Source organism: Paenibacillus sp. J2R1T-4 (genome assembly GCF_059692235.1).
In genome coordinates, this window is sequence record NZ_JCAUBA010000022.1 from 106,496 (window position 1) to 126,284 (window position 19,789).

A 19,789-nucleotide genomic window follows, 5' to 3' on the forward strand; every position below is an offset into this window, starting at 1 on the left:
GAGTTCGGCTGCGTGTGCTCGATTTAGCACGGATTTTCCGGCTTATTTCGTGAGTTTGGCTGCGTTAGCTCGATTTAGCACGGATCTCCCTTGCTATTCTTACAAACCAAGCAGCACTTCAAGCCTCTCACTCACTTCTGCTTCATCCTCAACCCGCGACCAGTAAGCCTTCAACTCCTCGCGAATGGCTTCCAGCACCTCGGTGCTCATGCTCAGATCCGAGTAAGTTCTAGCATGATCCCACTGCTGCGAAACCGCTCCTTCACCATGTGGTCGATTACCAATCAGGCCAGCATGAATACTTATCGCGTCCGGGTGAACAGGCAAGGTCGTCGTGTTCCGACGAATATCGGTTTGAACATCCAGGCTGCTGAGGTGCTGCACCAACAACCGCGCCGCCTCCTGCAGAGGTGATCGCTGATTAATCGCCAACCCGGTCACAAGGAGCAGCGTATCTTGCGTACGCAAGGCCGGCAGCGGTGCTACCCCATAATTCAGATCGGTGTCTTTTAGCCTGTTCATTCCATAAAAAGTCGTTAGAATCATGGAAGCTCTTCCATCCCGGAACCAACGCTCCACGTCGGAATCGCTCTCCGTCCAGAGGGTGGGAGCACCCTGCTGGTAGATAAGATCTCTTGAGATCCGAAGACTTTCCCATAACGCAGGGTCCTCGGCAGCTCTTTGTGCTTCACCCGCCTGGAAACGGAAGCCATTCTGCAGTAGAAACACCGGCCAACGGTTGACGGATTGGATATGGGCTACGAATCCCCGTACATCAAGCTGTCTATGAAGCGCTCTTGCACTCTTGAGCAGGGTGTACCACGTCCAGCCTTCACCCGGATCTTCCATCTGACAGGCCGCAAAATGATCACGATTATAACAAAGCACGATAGGCGAATACACGAATGGTGACGCGACTACTCTGCCCTGGTCAGAGTGAAAAGGGGTAGTCAAGAGCGAATGAGCGAACTGTGTATCCAACGCGTCGGCAAGCAACGACAGGGATGGATCCTTCTCCTTAAGCTTCAGCGCATCCCATGCAGATAAAGTAATCACATCGGCTATGCCATGCTCAGCAAAATCCAACGGAAATGAAGTCGGCATCAATTTCACGCTGATATCCGGGTTGGCTTGCTCGAACGAAGCTATCGCTTGCTGCAGCCTCCCCTCATCGCAGAGTGTTGGATAATGGGCTAGGCGAAGCTCCGTCAACCCAACCGAATCAGGAGAACCCACCGAGATCGAGTTAACCTCTTCCTCAATGTGATCCGATTTATTAACCCGATTCCCTACACGCCGGATCTTAACAATCCATTCATCGTTCACGAGAATATCCAGTGCCCGCCTGACAGACTCCTTACTTAAGCCGAACCTTCTTCCCAACTCCACCTCGGATGGCAAATAATCACCTACTCGGAGTGTTCCTACCTTGATTTCATCCCGCAGGTAAGCGACCAGCTGCTGAGTTCGAGCATTAAATTCACTTCGGCTAGGTCGCTGCATCGTTCTCATCCTTTCCTGTTCATCTACACGGTTATCATAATTGGGATTATATCACAGCCACTATTTTGTGCATAGCTGTAGAAGTTTTCTAGGATATGAATATTTCATAATTATGAATTGACAGCGCCTTCAAAAGTAGTTACCCTTATCTGTATAGCCTAGAAATCGCCTAGTTAAAGTTTGCTCTGTGCGATAATTTTAAAAAGGAGGATTGGACTTGATGAAGTTTGGAAAAAAAATAGTGGCACTTATCCTTAGCGCACTTCTAGCAATACCGGTCATCGCCCCTATGGCGAATCATGCTTCAGCGGCGGATGTAGAGTACATCCCGCTTACCGTGCCTAATAGCGGGTTTGAAGAAGCTATGCAGGGTGGAAACATTCCAAGCTGGACAACAATACCGGCCGCTTCTACATTCGGCACAAGCCTTATAGCAGAAGCATCTACGGAGAGATTTTCATCCGGTACGAAAAGCCTCAAAATGGTAGACAACGATACTTCACGTTCTTTGGAAGTATTCAGCAGTCTGATTCCAATTACAGAAGAACAAACTTATCGCGTACGTGCACAAGTTTATGTGCAAGCCAAAAGTGTGCGGGTGTATGTCAGGTTCAAGAAATCGGGCAGCGCCACTGATTTGACGAATGGAAGTTTCAACTTCCTTGCCAATACAGTAGGCTCATGGAATACGGTAGAAATCGAGGCTTTTGCTCCCAAGGGAGCCGAGTTGGCACAGGTCACCTTTTACTATGGTGGTTCAGGTACCGGTACGATCTCATTCATTGATGATGTACGAGTCGACCATAAAAAGACAGTAGAGTCCTCCGTCAAACCTCCTTATGGGTCAACTGGAATTGATTTGGGAGAACCAGTCAAAATCGGTTTGTCCCAAGCTGCAACCTTTGGTATGGGGCCTGATGGCAAATTGGAGCAGTACATCACGACGACCGGTTCCCCTGCCGCATTCTCCGTGGTCGATCCTGTTACCGGGAAATCGAAGTTCTCTGAACGCGTGACTGGTGCAGCCGACCCTATATGGGGTATCGCTCAAGGGTCCGACGGCAATATTTACTTCACTTCCACAGGCAAACTATACCGCTATCTAGTCACCGAGAAACGGATCGAGAACCTCGGAACGAATCCGACTGGCAATACGACGATGTACGATGTGAAGGCAAGCTCAGACGGGAAAATTTATGGGAGCACCTTCCATACTACCAACTTGGGCAAAGTATTCGAATACGATATCGCTACTTCCACGTTCAAGGATCTCGGTGTAGTGAAAGCTGGAGAAACTTACGCGCGCGGTCTCGGTGTAACGGATCAGTTCCTTTATGTTGGAACAGGGCCAAATGCTAATATCATTCGAATCGACCGCCAGACTGGTGAGAAGTTCCAGATTGACGTTCCTGGAGTAACTGGCTTAAGCGGAAAAACATTAAATGAAGTAGAAGTGCACAACGGGTTCTTGTTCGTTTACGGGACTGACCTGCATATCCTAAGGGACGGTACTTATGAATATGTGCGTTCCATCCCTTTTCAATCCAAAATATCAGCTCCATCACCAACGAATCCTAACCTAATCTACTACAAAGTGGCGGAAGAATTATTCAGCTATGATATGTCCAATGATACTGTAACCAAGATCACAGCCGTTACCCAACCTTTACCGGATTCGGCTTTCAAGGTTCACTCTTGGTTAACCCCTGACTCCGGACCATTCGCTGGGAAACCCGTATTATTCAGTATGGCAGCCTTTGGGGAAACTTTCGTCTTCGACCCGATCAGTGGACAGTATTCCACTCATGTTGCTGAACTTGAGGTAATCGGAACTCCGATTAATGTGTTGGAACATAAGAATGGATTGCTATTCGCAAGCGGATTCCAACGCGGTATGAGCATCTACGATACGGCGAGCAATCAGATTATTCATGACTTCCCGTCGTTTCACCAATCGGAGAGTATCGACTTCTACGGTGATATTGCTTACTTCGGAACCTATACAGGTGCTAAAATGTACCGCATGGATCTATCGAAGCCGATTGAATTCAACGATTATGGTTGGGGCAATCCCGGTATCGCCTTGGATATTGGTGATGAACAGAATCGTCCGTTCACGTTCGCAAGCGGCGGCGGCAAAATATTCATCGGCACCTTCCCGTCCAGCGGCTTCCAGGGTGCATTAACCATGATGGAGGAAGTGCGAGACAGCAGCGGCAACGTGACAGACGTCACATCCGAGACGTTCCGGAACATCATGCCAAATCAATCTATAATCGGTCTGGATTATAAAGACGGAAAGGTTTATGGCAGCACTACCGTATATAGCGGCAGCGGATCCGCAACACCAGCACCGCTCAAAGCTGAGGCAGAGGTGTTCATCTTCAATCCTGTTACCAAACAGATTGATCGTTCTGTCACTCCACGGATCCCAGGTATAACAGGTGAAGTGAAAATTATCGGCGAGCTATCGGTTGGTCCAGATGGGTTGATCTGGGGGATATTAGATGCATTCGTTAGCACGACTGTCGGTTACGATGCAGCTATTTTTGCACTCGACCCTAACACACTTGAAGTCGTCAAAGCTAAGAAAATCACCCAGTCCCCTTACAGCACAAGCAAATACCGTCCTTATTATATCCGTTGGGGCAATGACGGTCTCATGTATACCACTATCGGTCGGAAGCTGATCGCGATCGATCCAGCCACTCTGGATTCCAGAGATCTTCTTCCTGGTAAAACGGTCAACCTGATGACTATGGCGGACAATGGAGATATTTACTACGCGGAAGCTAACAAGCTCTACAAATTGCCGATTGCGATTAATGTGTCTAAACCGGTTTTGAGCAATTCCATATTGGTACCTGGGGTTAGCACGACAGTGTCGAGTTCTTATGTATTGGCAAATGGTTCTCCAGCTGGTACGCCTTCCGTATCCTATGTTTCCAGCAATCCTGACGTACTTGCCATTCAAGGCAATCAAGTAACAGCGGTAGCAGTCGGTAAAGCTTCTATTCGCGCAGTCGTTACTTCAGGAGAGACAACCGTTACCAGCCAAGCCCTTGAGGTTCAAATCTTCAGTGGAGAGCCGAGAATTAGTCCAATTACCAATATTGCAATTGATGAAGATACAAGCTCGGCTGCAATACCTTTTACTCTTGAAGATTATGACACACCGCTTGGCTCGCTGACGGTAACTGCCTCGACTTACAATGAGGTTCTAATCTCTAATATCGTTCTAGGCGGAACAGGTGCTCACCGCACTATTCAAATTACGCCAGCCGCGAATCAGTTCGGCAGCGCGACGATTGAAGTAACTGTCACGGATGGAACGAACCGTGCAAATACATCGTTCGAAGTTCAAGTTAACGCGGTTAACGATGCGCCGACAGTCAGTGTTATACCCGATCAATCGCTTAAACCAGGTAAACGGACGATTGAGCTGCCTTTTAGCATCGCAGATATCGATTCGCCGATCAGCAGCTTGAAGGTAGCAACCAGCTCGAGCAATGAAGCGATTGTGCCTAACGCCAACATTGTCATTAAAGGTGAAGGAGCAGAACGCATCATCCAGTTAACTACTAAGCCTGGCAGCTTCGGTGAGGCAACCGTTACGATTACCGTCAGCGATGGCGCCCAATCGATTACAGGATCATTCACTGTCGAAGTGGGGCCTCACGCCGGCTGAATAGACAAACCATACAAACCTGAGTAACCATTAACGAAACAAAAGCGGACTGTCGACAATTTCTCGACAGTCCGCTTTTGTTATGGTTATTGCTCTCGATTGATTAAGTACGCATAGTATTTACGTTAGACACCATCGTTCTGTAAATACCTGCTGCAAGTAAAATCCCCAAAGAATCAATCAACAAATCGACCGCTCTACCATCACGCATAAAATAAAGCTGCGCAATTTCAGTTAGCAGAGCGACAAATATCGCTATGGAGCATGATTTTTTAATGTTCCCTGTCAGATGAAAGAGTAGTATTTGCAGGAGAGCAAAACACATAAAATGTCCGAACTTAACAAACAGCCAATAAGGTTCTGTAAACCTGGCATCTGTTAATAACAATAGTTCATTATAATTCGGGTTCCCCGTTACTTGAAAGCTTACGATTTGATCCTCGAAAAGCTGATCCAAGCTTGATGTACATGTAAGAACAAACAATATAGCAATCCATATTACTACTGCAAAAAGTCTCATCGATATGTCCTTTCCTCAAAGAGTTCTATATCGATGTTTTCCATAATTTGTAGCAATCATACTAATTGAGCGAAAGTAGGCTGCAGTGAAATTCACCGTAGCCTTTTGCTTATCTTCATGCGATCAAATATAGCCACGTTTAGTATGGGCTAATAAGATGGATCGACCGGTTTTAACGCAATTAGCCCCTATTACCATGGGTTATATGTCCGATTTCAGGGTGTATTACTTCATTTGGCAATAATAAGGGATAGCAGGATTGGCTAAACGCCTCAAAAGTGTGTACTTGGTGATATTAGCCCATAGTAATATGGCTTATTCCATAATTGTTGCGGACGATCGGATCATAACCAGTTCCAACCTTACAGAATCCTCTCCCCAAACAACGAGCTGATGAGCTCAACCGCCACTTGCGCTGTCTGGTTCCCATGATCCAGCAGTGGATTGACTTCAACGAACTCCGCGCTGCACAGCATACCTGTATCCGCAATCATCTCCATGGCAAGGAGGCTCTCGCGCAAAGTGACGCCGCCTGGAATTGGAGTACCAACGCCGGGCGCATCACGCGGGTCAATAGCATCCAGATCGAGACTCAAGTGAATCCCATTAGTACCATCCGCAGCGATGGCTAGAGCTTTTTCCATTACTTCTGCTATACCTAACCTTTCTATATCACGAATTGTAAAAATGCTGACCCCTGCTCTTCGCAGAAATTCACGCTCTCCGCCATCAATGGAGCGTACACCTACAATCACCGTATGCTCGGGCGTTACCTTTGCCTGCGTACCACCAATTCCGGTTAGAAGAGGATGCCCATATCCTAGTGATACAGCCAAAGACATCCCATGAATATTCCCGGAAGGCGTTGTGTCAGCCGTATTCACATCGCTATGCGCATCGTACCAGATGAGACCAACCTTGTTGATCCGCTGACATATACCCGCTAGTGCACCGATCGCGATACTGTGATCTCCGCCAATTATGAGCGGAAGTCGGCCTTCCCCTGAGGTCTGAGCTACTACTTGGTATAGCTCCTTGTTTACTCTCACAATTTCGTCCAAGTGTTTGAGTTTCGATGCAGTCATGGATGCAAGCGGCAAGCCGTTAGGCCGTCTTACGAGTAAGTCTCCCTCGTCTCGCACGTTATAGCCTAGCTGCTCTAGCCTTTGTACAACACCGGCACTTCGTATGGCATCCGGCCCCATGTTGGTACCTAATCGGCCTGATCCCAGATCCAACGGTACACCGATGATCGAAACCTTTTTAGCGGAATGCTGAGCCATGTTCTCACTCCCTTTATGGTCAAGAGCGAAGCATATGCTTGGCGACGAACCAGAGGTTTGCTGGCCTTTCGGCAATGCGGCGGGTGAAATATGGATACCAATGACGTCCAAAAGGTGTATAAATCCGGACGAGGTACCCTGCTTGCATTAACTCCCTTTGCAGATCGCTCGCGATACCGTAGAGCATTTGAAATTCGAATCGGTCACGGGAAATGCCCAATTGAGTAGTGAGCTCGAGTATTTCAGTGACAATCACCCGATCGTGTGTCGCTATGGCCGCATAACCCCCGTTGCCCAAATGAGAGCGAACGATACGAACATAGGCTGCATCCACATCCGATTTATGGCGATAAGCGACCTCAGGCGGCTCCCGGTAGGCACCCTTTACGATGCGTAGATTCACCCCGTTTGCCCCGAGCTCTTCTGCGTCCCTTTCGCTTCTGAACAAATAAGACTGCAGGACAAGGCCGATTCGGTCGGGACCAAATCTGTGCAGTAGCTCTCGGAATATATCAATGGTGCCTTGTGTGATACTGGAATCCTCCATGTCGATTCGCACGAAGCTGCGATACACCGCAGCATCTCTCACTATGCGATCCATAAGCTCGAGACAGTGATCTTCATTTAATCGTAAACCAAGCTGAGTTAATTTGACGGATACATTGGCACGTAGTCCAAGTTGGTCGATGACCGGAAATAAGTCGAGAATACTATTCGCGGTTTCAGTTGCCTGCCCGGAATCCAGGACGTTCTCTCCCAATTGGTCAAGCGTTACATAGAGCCCCTCTTCGTTCAATTTTTGGACTTTCTCCAAAGCCTCAGGCAGTGCCTCCGCAGCGACAAAACGATCGACTCCTAACCTCATGCCATACTTTTCAAAAAACAACCGGACTGGTGCAAACCCCGTTACCGAGAGTACTCCTTTTCTTAAAATCGGGTCCAGCATAGGATCACCTCCTGTTATAACCGTTCCGATATGAGCTTGGGCTGAGTGAACAACAACAAGTAGTCTGGTCCTCCTGCCTTGGAATCGGTTCCTGACATATTGAACCCTCCGAACGGATGAACGCCGACAATTGCACCTGTACACTTGCGGTTCATATACAAATTACCGACCGCAAATGCTCCACGGGCAAGCTCGATGTTGTTGCGATTACGGCTGTACACCGCACCTGTTAGTCCATAATCGGACGCATTGGCGATACGCAGAGCATCTTCGAAATCATTAGCTCTCGCAAATGCCAACACAGGACCAAAAATTTCTTCCTGCATAATCCGTGCCCCAGGGTCCACATCGGCTACAATCGTGGGTCGAATCAACCAACCGTTCCCCTCAGCTGGAACTCCTCCGGCCACTATACTACCTTCTGTCTTGGCGATTTCGATATAACGCATGATGGAATCATAAGCGCTTTGGTTGATAACCGGTCCGGTGTAAGCAGTAAGATCCCTCGCATCTCCAACCTTCATCCGGTCAGCAAGTTCGACACACCGAGCTTGAACAGCTTCATATACATCCCGATGCACAATGGCTCGCGAACAGGCTGAACACTTCTGACCCGAATAACCGAATGCGGAGGCCACAATCCCTTGCGCAGCCATCTCCAAATCAGCATCTCGATCAACAATGATGGCATCTTTGCCTCCGAGCTCCCCTACAAATCGTTTCAACCAACGTTGCCCTGGAGCTTGACGCGAAGAGAGTTCATGCAAATGAAGGCCCACATCTTTTGATCCTGTAAAAGAAATGAAACGGGTCAGCGGGTGCGCCGCCAAATATTCACCTACTTCAGAACCGCCTCCAGGTACCAGTTGAACCGCCTCTGTTGGAATACCCGCCTCTATTAACACTTCTACAAACTTGATCGCAACGACGGGAGTCAGACTGGACGGCTTTACTATCACAGTATTGCCTGCGACAAGCGCGGCCGTGGTCATACCCGCTAGAATCGCTAAAGGAAAGTTCCAAGGTGAAATAATGACCCCAACTCCAAGTCCCAGGTACTTCATCTGATTGCGTTCACCGGTCACATAGATGAGCTCCTGCTGCCCCCTTTGATCAAGCTGCAGCATTTGCCTTCCGTAATATTCTAAGAAATCGATCGCTTCAGCCGTGTCTGCATCCGCTTCTGCTCTTACTTTACCTGCCTCTACCATGAGCCAAGCAGAAAATTCGTGTTTTCGTCTACGCAAAATGGCGGCTGCTCGAAACAGACAATCTGCACGTATTTCCGCACTTACCCTCGACCAATCCGAAAAAGCAGCATATGCAGTTTGAACGGCTTGTTCCGCTAGCGTCTTATCCGCTTGGGACACGGAACCAATAACTTGATCAGGCTCGGATGGATTGACAGAAACGATTTGCCTTAGGGTCTTAATCGTTTGCCCTCCTAGTAGCAGCGGATATTCCTGGCCCAGCTGGGCATTCACCCTCTGCAGCGCTTCTTGCAGACGACTTTCCTCCAATTGATTATGGAAATCTGTTAACGGTTCGGGACGATAGGGGATCATGGGATATAACTCCTCTCAGTCAGTACTTCTTCCACTTTTTCCAAAGCCCAGTCGATATCATCCTTTGCAATCGTGAGCGGTGGCGCAATTCGTATTACGTTATCATGTGTTTCTTTACATAAAAGGCCGAGTTGCATAAGCTGTTGGCAGTATGGCCTTGCTGGCTCTTGGAGCTCGATTCCGATAAGCAGACCTTTCCCGCGAATTTCTTGAATCTTCGGGGAAGAGATCCTCCCAAGCTTCTGGAGCATATAATTGCCCAATGTATGGGCACGCTCAGCAAGCCGCTCCTCTTCAAGTACTTGAAGCGCAGCAATAGAGACCGCGCATGCAAGCGGATTGCCTCCAAAAGTAGATCCATGCGAACCAGGACCGAACACATCCATCACCTCATGGTCAGCGGCTACAGCCGAAACGGGAAGAACGCCTCCGCCAAGCGCCTTGCCGAGAATATAAACGTCAGGCTGCACGCCTTCCCAATCACACGCGAACATCTGCCCCGTCCGTCCGAGCCCTGTCTGAATCTCATCCGCCATGGTGAGCACTTGATGTTGTCGGCAAATATCCGCTGCTTGCTGTAAGTAGCCGCTTGGTGGGATGATAACTCCGGCCTCGCCTTGAATGGGTTCAAAAAGGAATGCTGCTGTTCGAGGGGATATGGCTTCGCGAAGCGCTTCCAGATCTCCGAATGGAATAGTGATAAATCCCGGAGTGTAAGGACCGAAGCCTGATTTGTATGCAGGATGCGATGAGAACGAGGTAATGGTTACGGTACGGCCGTGAAAATTGTTCTGACATACTATGATCTCAGCCTGCTCATCAGGTACGCCCTTTACTTGATAGGCCCAGCGCCTCGCCGCCTTAATCGCAGTTTCCACAGCTTCCGCACCCGTATTCATCGGGAGAATGGTCGATTTGCCCGTAATTCGGCTTAGCATCTCATACCATTCTCCCGCTCGATCATGATGGAACGCTCTAGAGGTCAAAGTCACGCGGCTTACTTGATCCAGGAGAGCCTGAATGATCTTCTCATGCCTGTGCCCATGATTGACCGCTGAATAAGCGCTAAGCATATCCATATAACGTCGGCCTTCTACATCCTCCAACCAAATCCCCTCGGCGCGAGTAATAACGATAGGCAGCGGATTATAGTTTCGGGCGCCGTATTGCTCTGCTTTCCCAATCAATTGTTCATTGAGGTCCACTCACAATTCTCCTTCCTGCTAACGAACAGGAATTATCCATAAAATTACAGAATATTCAGTTATTCATTGTATAATGTATGTTCCATATCATGAATTAGTGAATCCGGGAGAGGAGGGACAACAAGATAGGACTGGCTAACTAGTGTGTAACATCATATACAAGCAAAAGCAGACCATCGAAAGGTTTCGACAATCTGCTTTTTGTTGATAGGTTTTACAGTTAGTTCAATATGGGTTAAATCAGCCGCTCAACCTGGCAGCCAGAGGATCTATTTGCAATAGCAAAAACAATACGTCATTCCGATCAAAAACACCGTCACCCGTTACATCCGAAGGGGATTGAACCATATATCCTACTACATTATTGATCCTAATTGCACCATTAGGATTGCTGGTAGAGAAAGTCCGCAGTTGATCTCGCAATGAGTTGGTTTCCATCTGTGATTTGACCGGAAGCCCTTTCCATTCCAAAATCAATTTACTTCCATTATCCATAACCGCTCCATAATCGACATCGAGCGTGATTATTTGCGGCCCATTGGTCACAGCATCCGAGTTGTTAAGCTGCAATACAACCACCTGATCTGAAACATATCTCGCACTGCTAATGGAGGCGTCTGCTCCATTCAAATGGAATTTCTCTTTATTCAGCGGTGTATGGAGATCTAATTTGTGATTGAATAGTATAGTCATCTCTGTTCCGTCTGCATTCATCGCAGCAACTGTAACTTTTAGTGGCTCCAGATCCGCCATTATATTATTGATTGCAATAAGCCCTATTGAAGATTGGTTGCCTGCATTATCTTTTCCTCTTGCTTCGACCGTTCCATTCGCCGTCATGACAACCTCTGCAGGTTCCATTGCAGATTGCCAGATGCCTCCGTCGATGCGGTATTCCTTGACAACGGCATCGCCCCAATTGGTTATGGTCACACGGACAGGACTGTTGGTGGGATTGGTCATATTAGCTGTGAGAATTGGCATTGGCGGAGCCAAAGTATCAATATTATCAACCGTATGCACGGCAACAACACTTGTGTTTCCAACTGCGTCCACCGCGAATGCACTTACACTGCCATTGGCTGAAATTGTGATTGCGCCGGTATAATCCTGTACCACTCCACTTCCGATCTGGTATTTCTTCAGCACCGAGTCCGAAGGAAAAGTGATGGTCACCTCCACATTTCCATTCGTCAGTGTCGTTGGCGTAGCGCTAAACGTCGGCGCAGTTGGAGGCGTATGGTCAATATTGGATACGGTAAAGGTCCCCTTGCTTGTAGGAATACCCATCGAATCCTTCCCTCGGGCATAGATTGTTCCATTATCCGTCATTACTACTACCGACGTATAAGTATTCCAATTCACTCCGTTGAAGCTATATTCCTTCACGATGTCATCGGCCGGATAAGTAATTGTCACGTTGACATTCTCTTTGGTAGGGATCACCAAACTGCTGCTAAATGTCGGTGCAGGTAATACCGTTACAGGGGCGCTCACCAAGGTCGGCGCGGACGATGCATCGACATTAATCGTGATCTTGTAATTCAAACCTGCCCAACCACCGTCGTCACGGAGAAATATTCTTACTTCATTCAAACCGGGCATAAGCTTACTGTTGGAGTAGGTATCACCCGTCACCGTACCTTCTCCCTCAATGTGGCCAACATTGTTGTTGTTCAGATCGATTGTAACCGCATTGTCGGCTTTGAATTGAAAGGTTGTCTGCGGATTGGAGAAGTCATCCGGTAAGATGAATTGAACTCTATAAAGGAAGTCAAGACCCTCACAAGCAGAACCGGATGGACCGCAATTCAACCAACTGTTGGACCCTTCTACCAATCCCCAAGGATGCGCTCCATATAGATATGCCTCGCGCCAGGTCTGTCCATTATCGAGTGAGAATTCGGTGTAAGGGTCCGTCTCCCCTATAGTCCCTTGGGCGCCATTGATTGTCAACGTTTGCGGAGAGGCAGCAACTGCTTCGGCAGAGGCATCTTGAATGGATATCATTATAGTTATAGAAGCTAGGCAGAATAGGATCGATATGAGTATTTTCTTGATCATGCTGAACATCCCTCCGAATTTTCCACAACCAGATGGCTCTAATTCTCCACCCATTGTAGTCATCAATCCATTGTAGCAAACTATCAAGCTAATCCCATTTCGGTTGGGTTTTTATCTTTTTACTGAATATTCTTCTAGATCTTTTTTTATTTTCCAATATTCGTTTGAGACCATAGATCAGCAGCTTATATCTCATCTCATCATTGTAACTTAATTTTCTTAGTTCACTAAAAAAAATGCCATCTAAGATAGTAACAACCTTCTCTCTTAAATTACGTGGGTTTCTTGAGAGTCTAGTACATGATTGAATAGCAAGGAGAGCAACTTCCGTATCGATCGAGTCCCACTCTTGTTCGTTATGTTTGCGAGATGATTTTTGACCGTTTTTTCACTGATTACGCACTTTTCGGCAATTTCTCGATTAGAAAAGCCATCTATGGCGATCAGGATGAGAATTTCCGATTCACGCTGCGTGAGCTGATAATGATCAAAAAAATGTTGCATTGCAGGACGGGTACCCATTCTCTGAATCTGTAAGTCATTCAAGTGTCTATAGTCCGAGCCGTATTATTCATGAGTATCTCCGTTCTTCATGCGGATGATTTCCTGCTATTAGGGTGGAGTTTCACCTGTATCCTCATTATAAATAATCCTCAAGACCTATCCTAGATGAAGAAGTTCACTAACCATGGCGTTCTTTTGTCTTTTTCCGACACTATTCACTTATTAATATGACTTAAGTCATGTTTGTGGTAAAATTGGAGGTAAATATTTCAATTCTGGCGAGGGCACATGGATGCACAATTAAATAAAAGAATCACTCTAATTTTGACCATAATCGTTATTGGCGCAACCATCATCTTACTGCTCCACACAACGAAGTTTTCTATTGAACTCTGCCTGCTATCTTGCATTTATGTTACCGTTGTTCTTATTCGAGATTACATCATGAAGATTGATCTGCGCAGTATGACTGGCGTCCTGTTTATATTCTCTCAACTAGCATTGGCTTTTGTTATATCGGTAGTGTCAGAAGACTTTTTCGCGCAAATCTATATCCTGATTCTCATAGGAGAATTTACCTTTCATCACACCAGAATTCATTCTATTCTCTTTACTGTGGTGAGCTATGCTTCCTGTGTACTAAGCCTTCTGATTTTTCGCCAGTTCCCCCCTTTTGAACAAATATATTATGTTATCCCTCGAGTCGTCGAATACTTGGGCATTTTCGGAATAAGCCTTCTTGCAAAAATTGCTTTTCAGCAAAAGAATCAACTGGCCAGTGATAATGAACAACTGCGAATCGCCACGATTGAATTGGTGCGGAAGACTAGATTAGAAGAACGGACTAGAATATCCCGTGAAATTCATGATTCGGTTGGACATACGCTAACATCAGCATTAACCGGGTTGCAAACAGCAGCGCATGCTATTGGGAAAACCAATTATTCCCTTGCACTCGAAATGATCGATAGAACGAGAGAAAATATTCTCAGCGGTCTGGATGACGTGCGGAGCTCCGTTCATTTGTTGCGCGAAAACATCCCGGGTTACCAATTTATTCCCGAGTTAATAGAGTTGATCGATGAAACGAAAAAGCAAACCCACGTGGAAATTGCATACGAAATAGACTCAACACTGCCTGATGATCTATCCCCAATGATCGAGCTAACCATTTACCGTGCCTTGCAAGAGGGTATTACAAATGGAATCCGGCATGGCTCCAGCACCTTTTTCCAATTTTCATTGACTCATCATGCGGAGCACATACGTTTTATGTTATCCGACAATGGTAAACCTCCAATCCATATTGTTCCTGGCTTTGGACTGAACGCCATGAAGGAAAGGGTGGAGGATGTTGGAGGGAGATTGTCGATTATTAACAAGGGGGATACCAGCGGTGTAACTCTGGAGATAACCATACCTTTTCAGACGATAACGATCGGACGGAGTGAGTGAATTGGCTAAAACAACCATTTTAATAGCAGACGATCAACCCTTGATCCGCGACGGTTTAGCGGCCATTCTAGGTATGGAGGAAGACTACACCGTTGTAGCTACAACAGGTGATGGTCTGGCAACGGTAACGCAAGCACGATTGCATCGTCCTCAGCTTATACTGATGGACATCCATATGCCTAAGCTGGATGGCTTGGAAGCCACTAAGCAAATCAAAACAGAATTTCCTGATACCAAGGTGCTGATTTTAACTACTTTCGAGGATGAAAAATATATATGGGAAGCGATATGTCGTGGAGCGAGCGGATTTTTAGTTAAGGGGGTAGAGACGGTAAAAATTCTTTCTACTATTCAGGACTGTTTGGATGGGAGAATCAATTACCCCTTCAGTATTCAGATGCGTCTGGCTGAGGCACTCCATTCTTCGGCACACCGCGAGGAACAATCTCCGAAAGATATGAGCCCCTCATCTCCCGGCCAACAGCAGGATGAGAGGTTGAAAGATTTGTCGATACAAGAATGGAACATTGTTAGGAAATTGCAACAAGGAAAGTCTAATCAAACGATCGCTTCCGAACTGTTTTTGACACCTGGAACAGTAAAAAATTACCTTAGTACGATTTACAAAAAGCTGAACGTTGCCAGTCGGTCCGAAACCGTTGCTTATTTACACGAAAATAATTTATGAAATTATCCTTTTGAAAATAGAGAAAGAGGCTTCTGCCGAGTTGTTACGCTCGATAGAAGCCTCTTTTTTCTTTATTAAGGAAGCTCTTGATGCATAAGGGTTCGACCCCTTATTACATCATTCCGCCCATTCCACCCATACCGCCCATATCAGGCATAGCTGGCTTGTTAGGTTCTGGCTTGTCAGCAACAACTGCTTCTGTAGTCAGGAACATAGCTGCAACGGAAGCTGCGTTTTGAAGCGCGGAGCGAGTTACCTTGGCAGGGTCAACGATCCCTGCTTCGAACATGTTCACCCATTCGCCAGTAGCTGCGTTGTAACCAATGCCTACTGCTTCTTTTTTCAAGCGTTCAACGATTACAGAACCTTCTTGACCCGCATTAGCTGCGATTGTGCGAACTGGCTCTTCCAATGCGCGAAGGATAATGTTAACGCCTGTTTGCTCGTCGCCTTCTGCTTTGACAGCAGCTACAGCGCTGTAGATGTTAACAAGGGCAGTACCACCACCGGATACGATACCTTCTTCAACAGCAGCACGTGTGGAGTTCAGAGCATCTTCGATGCGCAATTTGCGTTCTTTTAGCTCAGTCTCAGTAGCAGCCCCAACTTTGATTACGGCTACGCCACCGGACAATTTCGCCAAACGCTCTTGCAATTTCTCTTTATCGAAATCGGAAGTAGTTTCTTCCAATTGTGTGCGGATTTGTTGAATGCGAGCGCCGATATCTTTCTTGTCGCCGCTACCATCAACGATGATCGTGTTCTCTTTGGTTACGCGAACTTGACGCGCGTTACCCAATTGGTCGATTTGAGTGGATTTCAGGTCAAGACCGAGTTCCTCAGTAATCACTTGTCCGCCAGTCAAAGCAGCGATATCTTGCAGCATAGCTTTGCGGCGATCGCCGAAGCCAGGTGCTTTTACAGCTACGCAAGTGAATGTGCCGCGAAGTCTGTTCACGATCAGGGTAGCTTGAGCTTCACCTTCAACGTCTTCAGCGATGATCACAAGCGGTCTGCCTTGTTGAACTACTTTCTCAAGCACAGGAAGAATCTCTTGAATGTTGGAGATCTTCTTGTCAGTGATCAAGATGTATGGGTTATCCAGTACAGCGATCATCTTGTCCGTATCGGTAATCATGTACGGGGAGATATAACCGCGATCGAACTGCATACCTTCTACAACTTCCAACTCCGTGACGAAGCCTTTGGACTCTTCTACAGTGATAACGCCGTCGTTGCCGACTTTCTCCATAGCTTCAGCAATCAGTTGACCTACTTCATCGTCTGCGGACGAGATAGCGGCAACTTGTGCGATGGATTGTTTGCCTTCAATTGGCTTTGCAATCTTTTGAAGCTCTTCAAGAGCTGCTCGAACTGCTTTCTCGATCCCTTTACGGATAACCATTGGGTTCGCACCAGCTGTTACGTTCTTCAAGCCTTCGCGAATCATCGCTTGAGCCAGAACTGTAGCTGTAGTTGTACCGTCGCCGGCAACATCGTTAGTCTTAGTAGCTACTTCTTTAACAAGTTGAGCACCCATGTTCTCGAATGCATCTTCCAGTTCGATTTCTTTAGCAATGGTAACACCGTCATTCGTGATGAGCGGGCTTCCGAATTTCTTTTCTAATACTACGTTACGGCCTTTAGGACCCAATGTTACTTTAACAGCATTCGCCAAAGCGTCTACTCCGCGAAGCATCGCTCTGCGAGCGTCTTCACTGAATTTAATCTCTTTTGCCATGTGGAATAACCCTCCCGATTGTTCTAAGTATTGTATTTGTAATTCTTAACCCAAAATGGCCAGAATATCGCTCTCACGCATGATTAAAAGCTCTTTACCTTCGAACTTCACTTCGGTACCTGCATACTTGGAGAACAATACACGGTCGCCTTCTTTAACTTCAAGAGCGGTACGTTGTCCGTCCTTCACATGTCCGATGCCTGCAGCAACTACTTTGCCCTCTTGCGGCTTTTCTTTAGCCGTGTCCGGAAGAAAAATACCACTAGCTGTAGTCTCCTCCTTAGCAATGGGTTCGATGATGACGCGATCACCTAACGGTTTGATCATGGAAAAACTGCCTCCTTTAAGAATGTTGATTAGTTTGTAAATCTTTTGTTAGCACTCGAATGACGTTAGTGCTAATAACAATTCTTATAATAATCATTTTTCGTTTTTTTTGCAAGTGGATCACGATTGAAGCTTGTAAAATTTCTTAGGACAAATGACTTATTTTTTTGGGATTTTTATTAGAAAATCATTCCAACAGGTCCTATAAGAAGTTATACTTGATGAAGAGATTTTAGACGAACATGCGGGAGTTGGATTACATTTGTACAGGAAACTTATACTAAACCTGCTTCTTTTTATAGCGATTGGCTTCGGTTTTAGCTACTTCGATTTCAAAAGCACACAAGCTGTTGGAATTGTGCCAGTAGGGCTGGAAGATGATTTCAGTACTAACTCGGGTAAATGGGACTATCTTGGTTCCGCAACTAGGACTGAGGGTACTGTTCAGCTTACTCCGCCTGCAAAGGGCCAAGCAGGAGTAATATGGCTAAAAGACCCGATCGCTCCGCCTTATGATGTAAGCTTTCGAATGAAAATGAGTGATCACTCCTATGAGCTTTTACATGCAGTGCCTGCAGACGGGATTGTATTTATGTTTAATAAAAATATGACTGGTAATTTGCCTTCAGGCAGTCAAATGGGCTTCGAGAATGGAAATGGCTATGGAGTTGAGTTCGATACTTTCTATAACGGTAACTCTAGCTATGATCTAGTCGGGGGCAATCATATTACTTTATTCAAAAATAATGCTAATAGCGGTGCAGCAACGGATCTGATCCAACAGGTACTGAGTCCCTCGAATATGACTAACGGGCAATGGCACAATGTAAAGATCGAAGTTAGAAATAACTCCGTCCGGGTCTATATGAACAATGAATTATACATAAATAAGTCTTTAGAACTGGATTCCACGTATAGCTACTTAGGCTTCTCAGCTAGTACTGGATTTTACTATAGCAGACAAGAAATTGACGATGTCTCCATCACAGATCGAACGATCCCAGAAATAACATTTCAGGTTACTCCGTCCGGTACTCTTGGTCAACCTAATGCTCATCTTTCTTTGACTGATGCGGGAGGTCTGACGGGTGCCATGATGCGCTTTTCCGTCAATAACGGGAACGCATGGTCAACTTGGGAACCGTTCAAGGAGCAAACTGCCTTAACCTTACCCTTTGTCACAGCTTCAACCAACGTCCAAGCACAAGTTAAAGATCTGGCAGGGAACGAGAGTATACCTGTGAATGTATCATTGCATGCTCCTGTTGCAGTCCTATCACCTCAAACAATACATCATATCCAAGGGCAGCCTCTTATCAGCACGCTTGGCTCATACGACCCCGACGGAGATTCTATTACTTACTATATCCAGGAAGGCACCTCTAACAGAGGTACAACCGTACTGGAAAACTCGTTTACTGGAGCGTTCCGATATACTCCGAACACTACAACGGTCGGATCCGATTCATTTCAATATTATGTAACGGACGGCATCTTACAATCCAATATCTACGATGTATATATTCATACTGATCCTCTGGAGATTGCTCCTCAGATTACTTCCATTACAACTCTCCCTGATCCGTCCATGCCAACTAATTCACCTAAAATTACAGTAGCCTTTTCCATAGAAGCCTATCCTACAACTATGAAGTGGCTGCCCGGTGAAGTTCATGTATCTAGTTTCCTTAATAAGGGTAATGATATTTCCAGTCATACATTTGAAGTCACTGACAATGGTTGGTATACCGTATATGTCGCCAACGAATTCGGTTACGATCTTGAATCGATCCACATCTCAAATTTTGATCGTGCAGCCCCAGTGCTGCAACTGAACGACTCTAATTATATAACGATTTGGCAGACGGACACCGGTATTTTCGAAGATCCCGGTTATACAGTTACTGATAACGACACTCATCCACCAATCACAATAGTAAGCGGAAGTGTCAATGCTGCCGTTACCGGAACCTATGTCTTGACTTACACAACGACGGACCGTGCCGGAAATAGCAGTACAGCAACTAGAACGGTTGAAGTTATGGCACGCAGCAACAACGCCAACCTTAGCAGCCTGACGGTGGACGGCAAGTCGATTATTGGATTTGACCCTGACACGTTAACCTACACGATGTATGTGCCTTATGTCACCACTTCAGTAAATGTGGAATATACCCAGGCTGACTCCAATGCTACAGTGCTGATCAAGCAGCCAGCAGATAACGTGTTAGCCGTCGGTCCGAACGAAATAACATTAACAGTCACTGCGCATAGCGGCGCAACGAAGATCTATACCCTGA

The 19,789-nt window shown here is 46.4% G+C and carries 14 protein-coding genes; 4 read left to right on the top strand and 10 right to left on the bottom strand.

All coding sequences use genetic code 11. The annotated features are described in order from the left end of the window. Positions 1 to 99: 99 nt before the first annotated feature. Entirely contained in the window at positions 100 to 1,503 is a 1,404-nt protein-coding gene (locus AC58QD_RS27520) for an extracellular solute-binding protein (RefSeq protein WP_497338239.1), read from the bottom strand. Positions 1,504 to 1,723: 220 nt separating this feature from the next. Between AC58QD_RS27520 and AC58QD_RS27525 the strand changes: the two genes are divergently transcribed. After that, positions 1,724 to 5,191, top strand: a complete 3,468-nt coding sequence (locus AC58QD_RS27525) for a hypothetical protein (RefSeq protein ID WP_497338240.1) — start codon at positions 1,724 to 1,726, stop codon at positions 5,189 to 5,191. A gap of 103 nt (positions 5,192 to 5,294) precedes the next feature. On the opposite strand, the gene AC58QD_RS27530 is transcribed toward AC58QD_RS27525, so the two are convergent. The 7 genes from AC58QD_RS27530 to AC58QD_RS27560 form a co-directional block, all read right to left on the bottom strand. After that, on the bottom strand, positions 5,295 to 5,711 hold the full coding sequence (locus AC58QD_RS27530) for a VanZ family protein (RefSeq protein ID WP_497338241.1): 417 nt from the start codon (positions 5,709 to 5,711) through the stop codon (positions 5,295 to 5,297). A gap of 362 nt (positions 5,712 to 6,073) precedes the next feature. Then, complete coding sequence (gene rocF, locus AC58QD_RS27535) at positions 6,074 to 6,994, bottom strand: arginase (protein WP_497338242.1); 921 nt, start codon at positions 6,992 to 6,994, stop codon at positions 6,074 to 6,076. A gap of 19 nt (positions 6,995 to 7,013) precedes the next feature. Then, positions 7,014 to 7,940, bottom strand: coding sequence for a proline dehydrogenase family protein (locus AC58QD_RS27540; protein WP_497338243.1), 927 nt, complete (start codon positions 7,938 to 7,940; stop codon positions 7,014 to 7,016). Between the two features lie 14 nt (positions 7,941 to 7,954). Further along, positions 7,955 to 9,505 (bottom strand): L-glutamate gamma-semialdehyde dehydrogenase, encoded by a 1,551-nt coding sequence (gene pruA / locus AC58QD_RS27545; protein WP_497338244.1) that lies wholly within the window; start codon positions 9,503 to 9,505, stop codon positions 7,955 to 7,957. Then, positions 9,502 to 10,710 (bottom strand): ornithine--oxo-acid transaminase, encoded by a 1,209-nt coding sequence (locus AC58QD_RS27550; RefSeq protein ID WP_497338245.1) that lies wholly within the window; start codon positions 10,708 to 10,710, stop codon positions 9,502 to 9,504. The genes pruA and AC58QD_RS27550 overlap by 4 nt, the downstream gene beginning before the upstream one ends. 240 nt (positions 10,711 to 10,950) lie before the next feature. Next, the gene (locus tag AC58QD_RS27555) at positions 10,951 to 12,774 is read right to left on the bottom strand and encodes a hypothetical protein (protein ID WP_497338246.1); all 1,824 of its coding nucleotides are present in this window, start codon (positions 12,772 to 12,774) and stop codon (positions 10,951 to 10,953) included. A gap of 267 nt (positions 12,775 to 13,041) precedes the next feature. After that, the gene (locus tag AC58QD_RS27560) at positions 13,042 to 13,296 is read right to left on the bottom strand and encodes a response regulator transcription factor (RefSeq protein ID WP_497338255.1); all 255 of its coding nucleotides are present in this window, start codon (positions 13,294 to 13,296) and stop codon (positions 13,042 to 13,044) included. A 270-nt stretch (positions 13,297 to 13,566) separates the two neighbouring features. On the opposite strand from AC58QD_RS27560, the gene AC58QD_RS27565 reads away from it, so the two are divergent. Both AC58QD_RS27565 and AC58QD_RS27570 read left to right on the top strand, forming a co-directional pair. Further along, the gene (locus AC58QD_RS27565) at positions 13,567 to 14,733 is read left to right on the top strand and encodes a sensor histidine kinase (RefSeq protein WP_497338247.1); all 1,167 of its coding nucleotides are present in this window, start codon (positions 13,567 to 13,569) and stop codon (positions 14,731 to 14,733) included. Position 14,734: 1 nt separating this feature from the next. Continuing rightward, on the top strand, positions 14,735 to 15,421 hold the full coding sequence (locus AC58QD_RS27570; protein ID WP_497338248.1) for a response regulator: 687 nt from the start codon (positions 14,735 to 14,737) through the stop codon (positions 15,419 to 15,421). Positions 15,422 to 15,533: 112 nt separating this feature from the next. Here AC58QD_RS27570 and groL read toward each other — a convergent pair whose 3' ends face one another. Further along, entirely contained in the window at positions 15,534 to 17,162 is a 1,629-nt protein-coding gene (gene groL / locus AC58QD_RS27575) for a chaperonin GroEL (RefSeq protein WP_497338249.1), read from the bottom strand. A gap of 45 nt (positions 17,163 to 17,207) precedes the next feature. Beyond that, a complete protein-coding gene (gene groES / locus AC58QD_RS27580; RefSeq protein ID WP_497338250.1) occupies positions 17,208 to 17,489 on the bottom strand; it encodes a co-chaperone GroES in 282 nt (93 codons plus the stop codon). A gap of 262 nt (positions 17,490 to 17,751) precedes the next feature. Here groES and AC58QD_RS27585 point away from each other — a divergent pair. Next, positions 17,752 to 19,789 (top strand): lectin-like domain-containing protein (locus AC58QD_RS27585; RefSeq protein WP_497338251.1); only part of this gene is annotated, 2,038 nt, incomplete at its 3' end.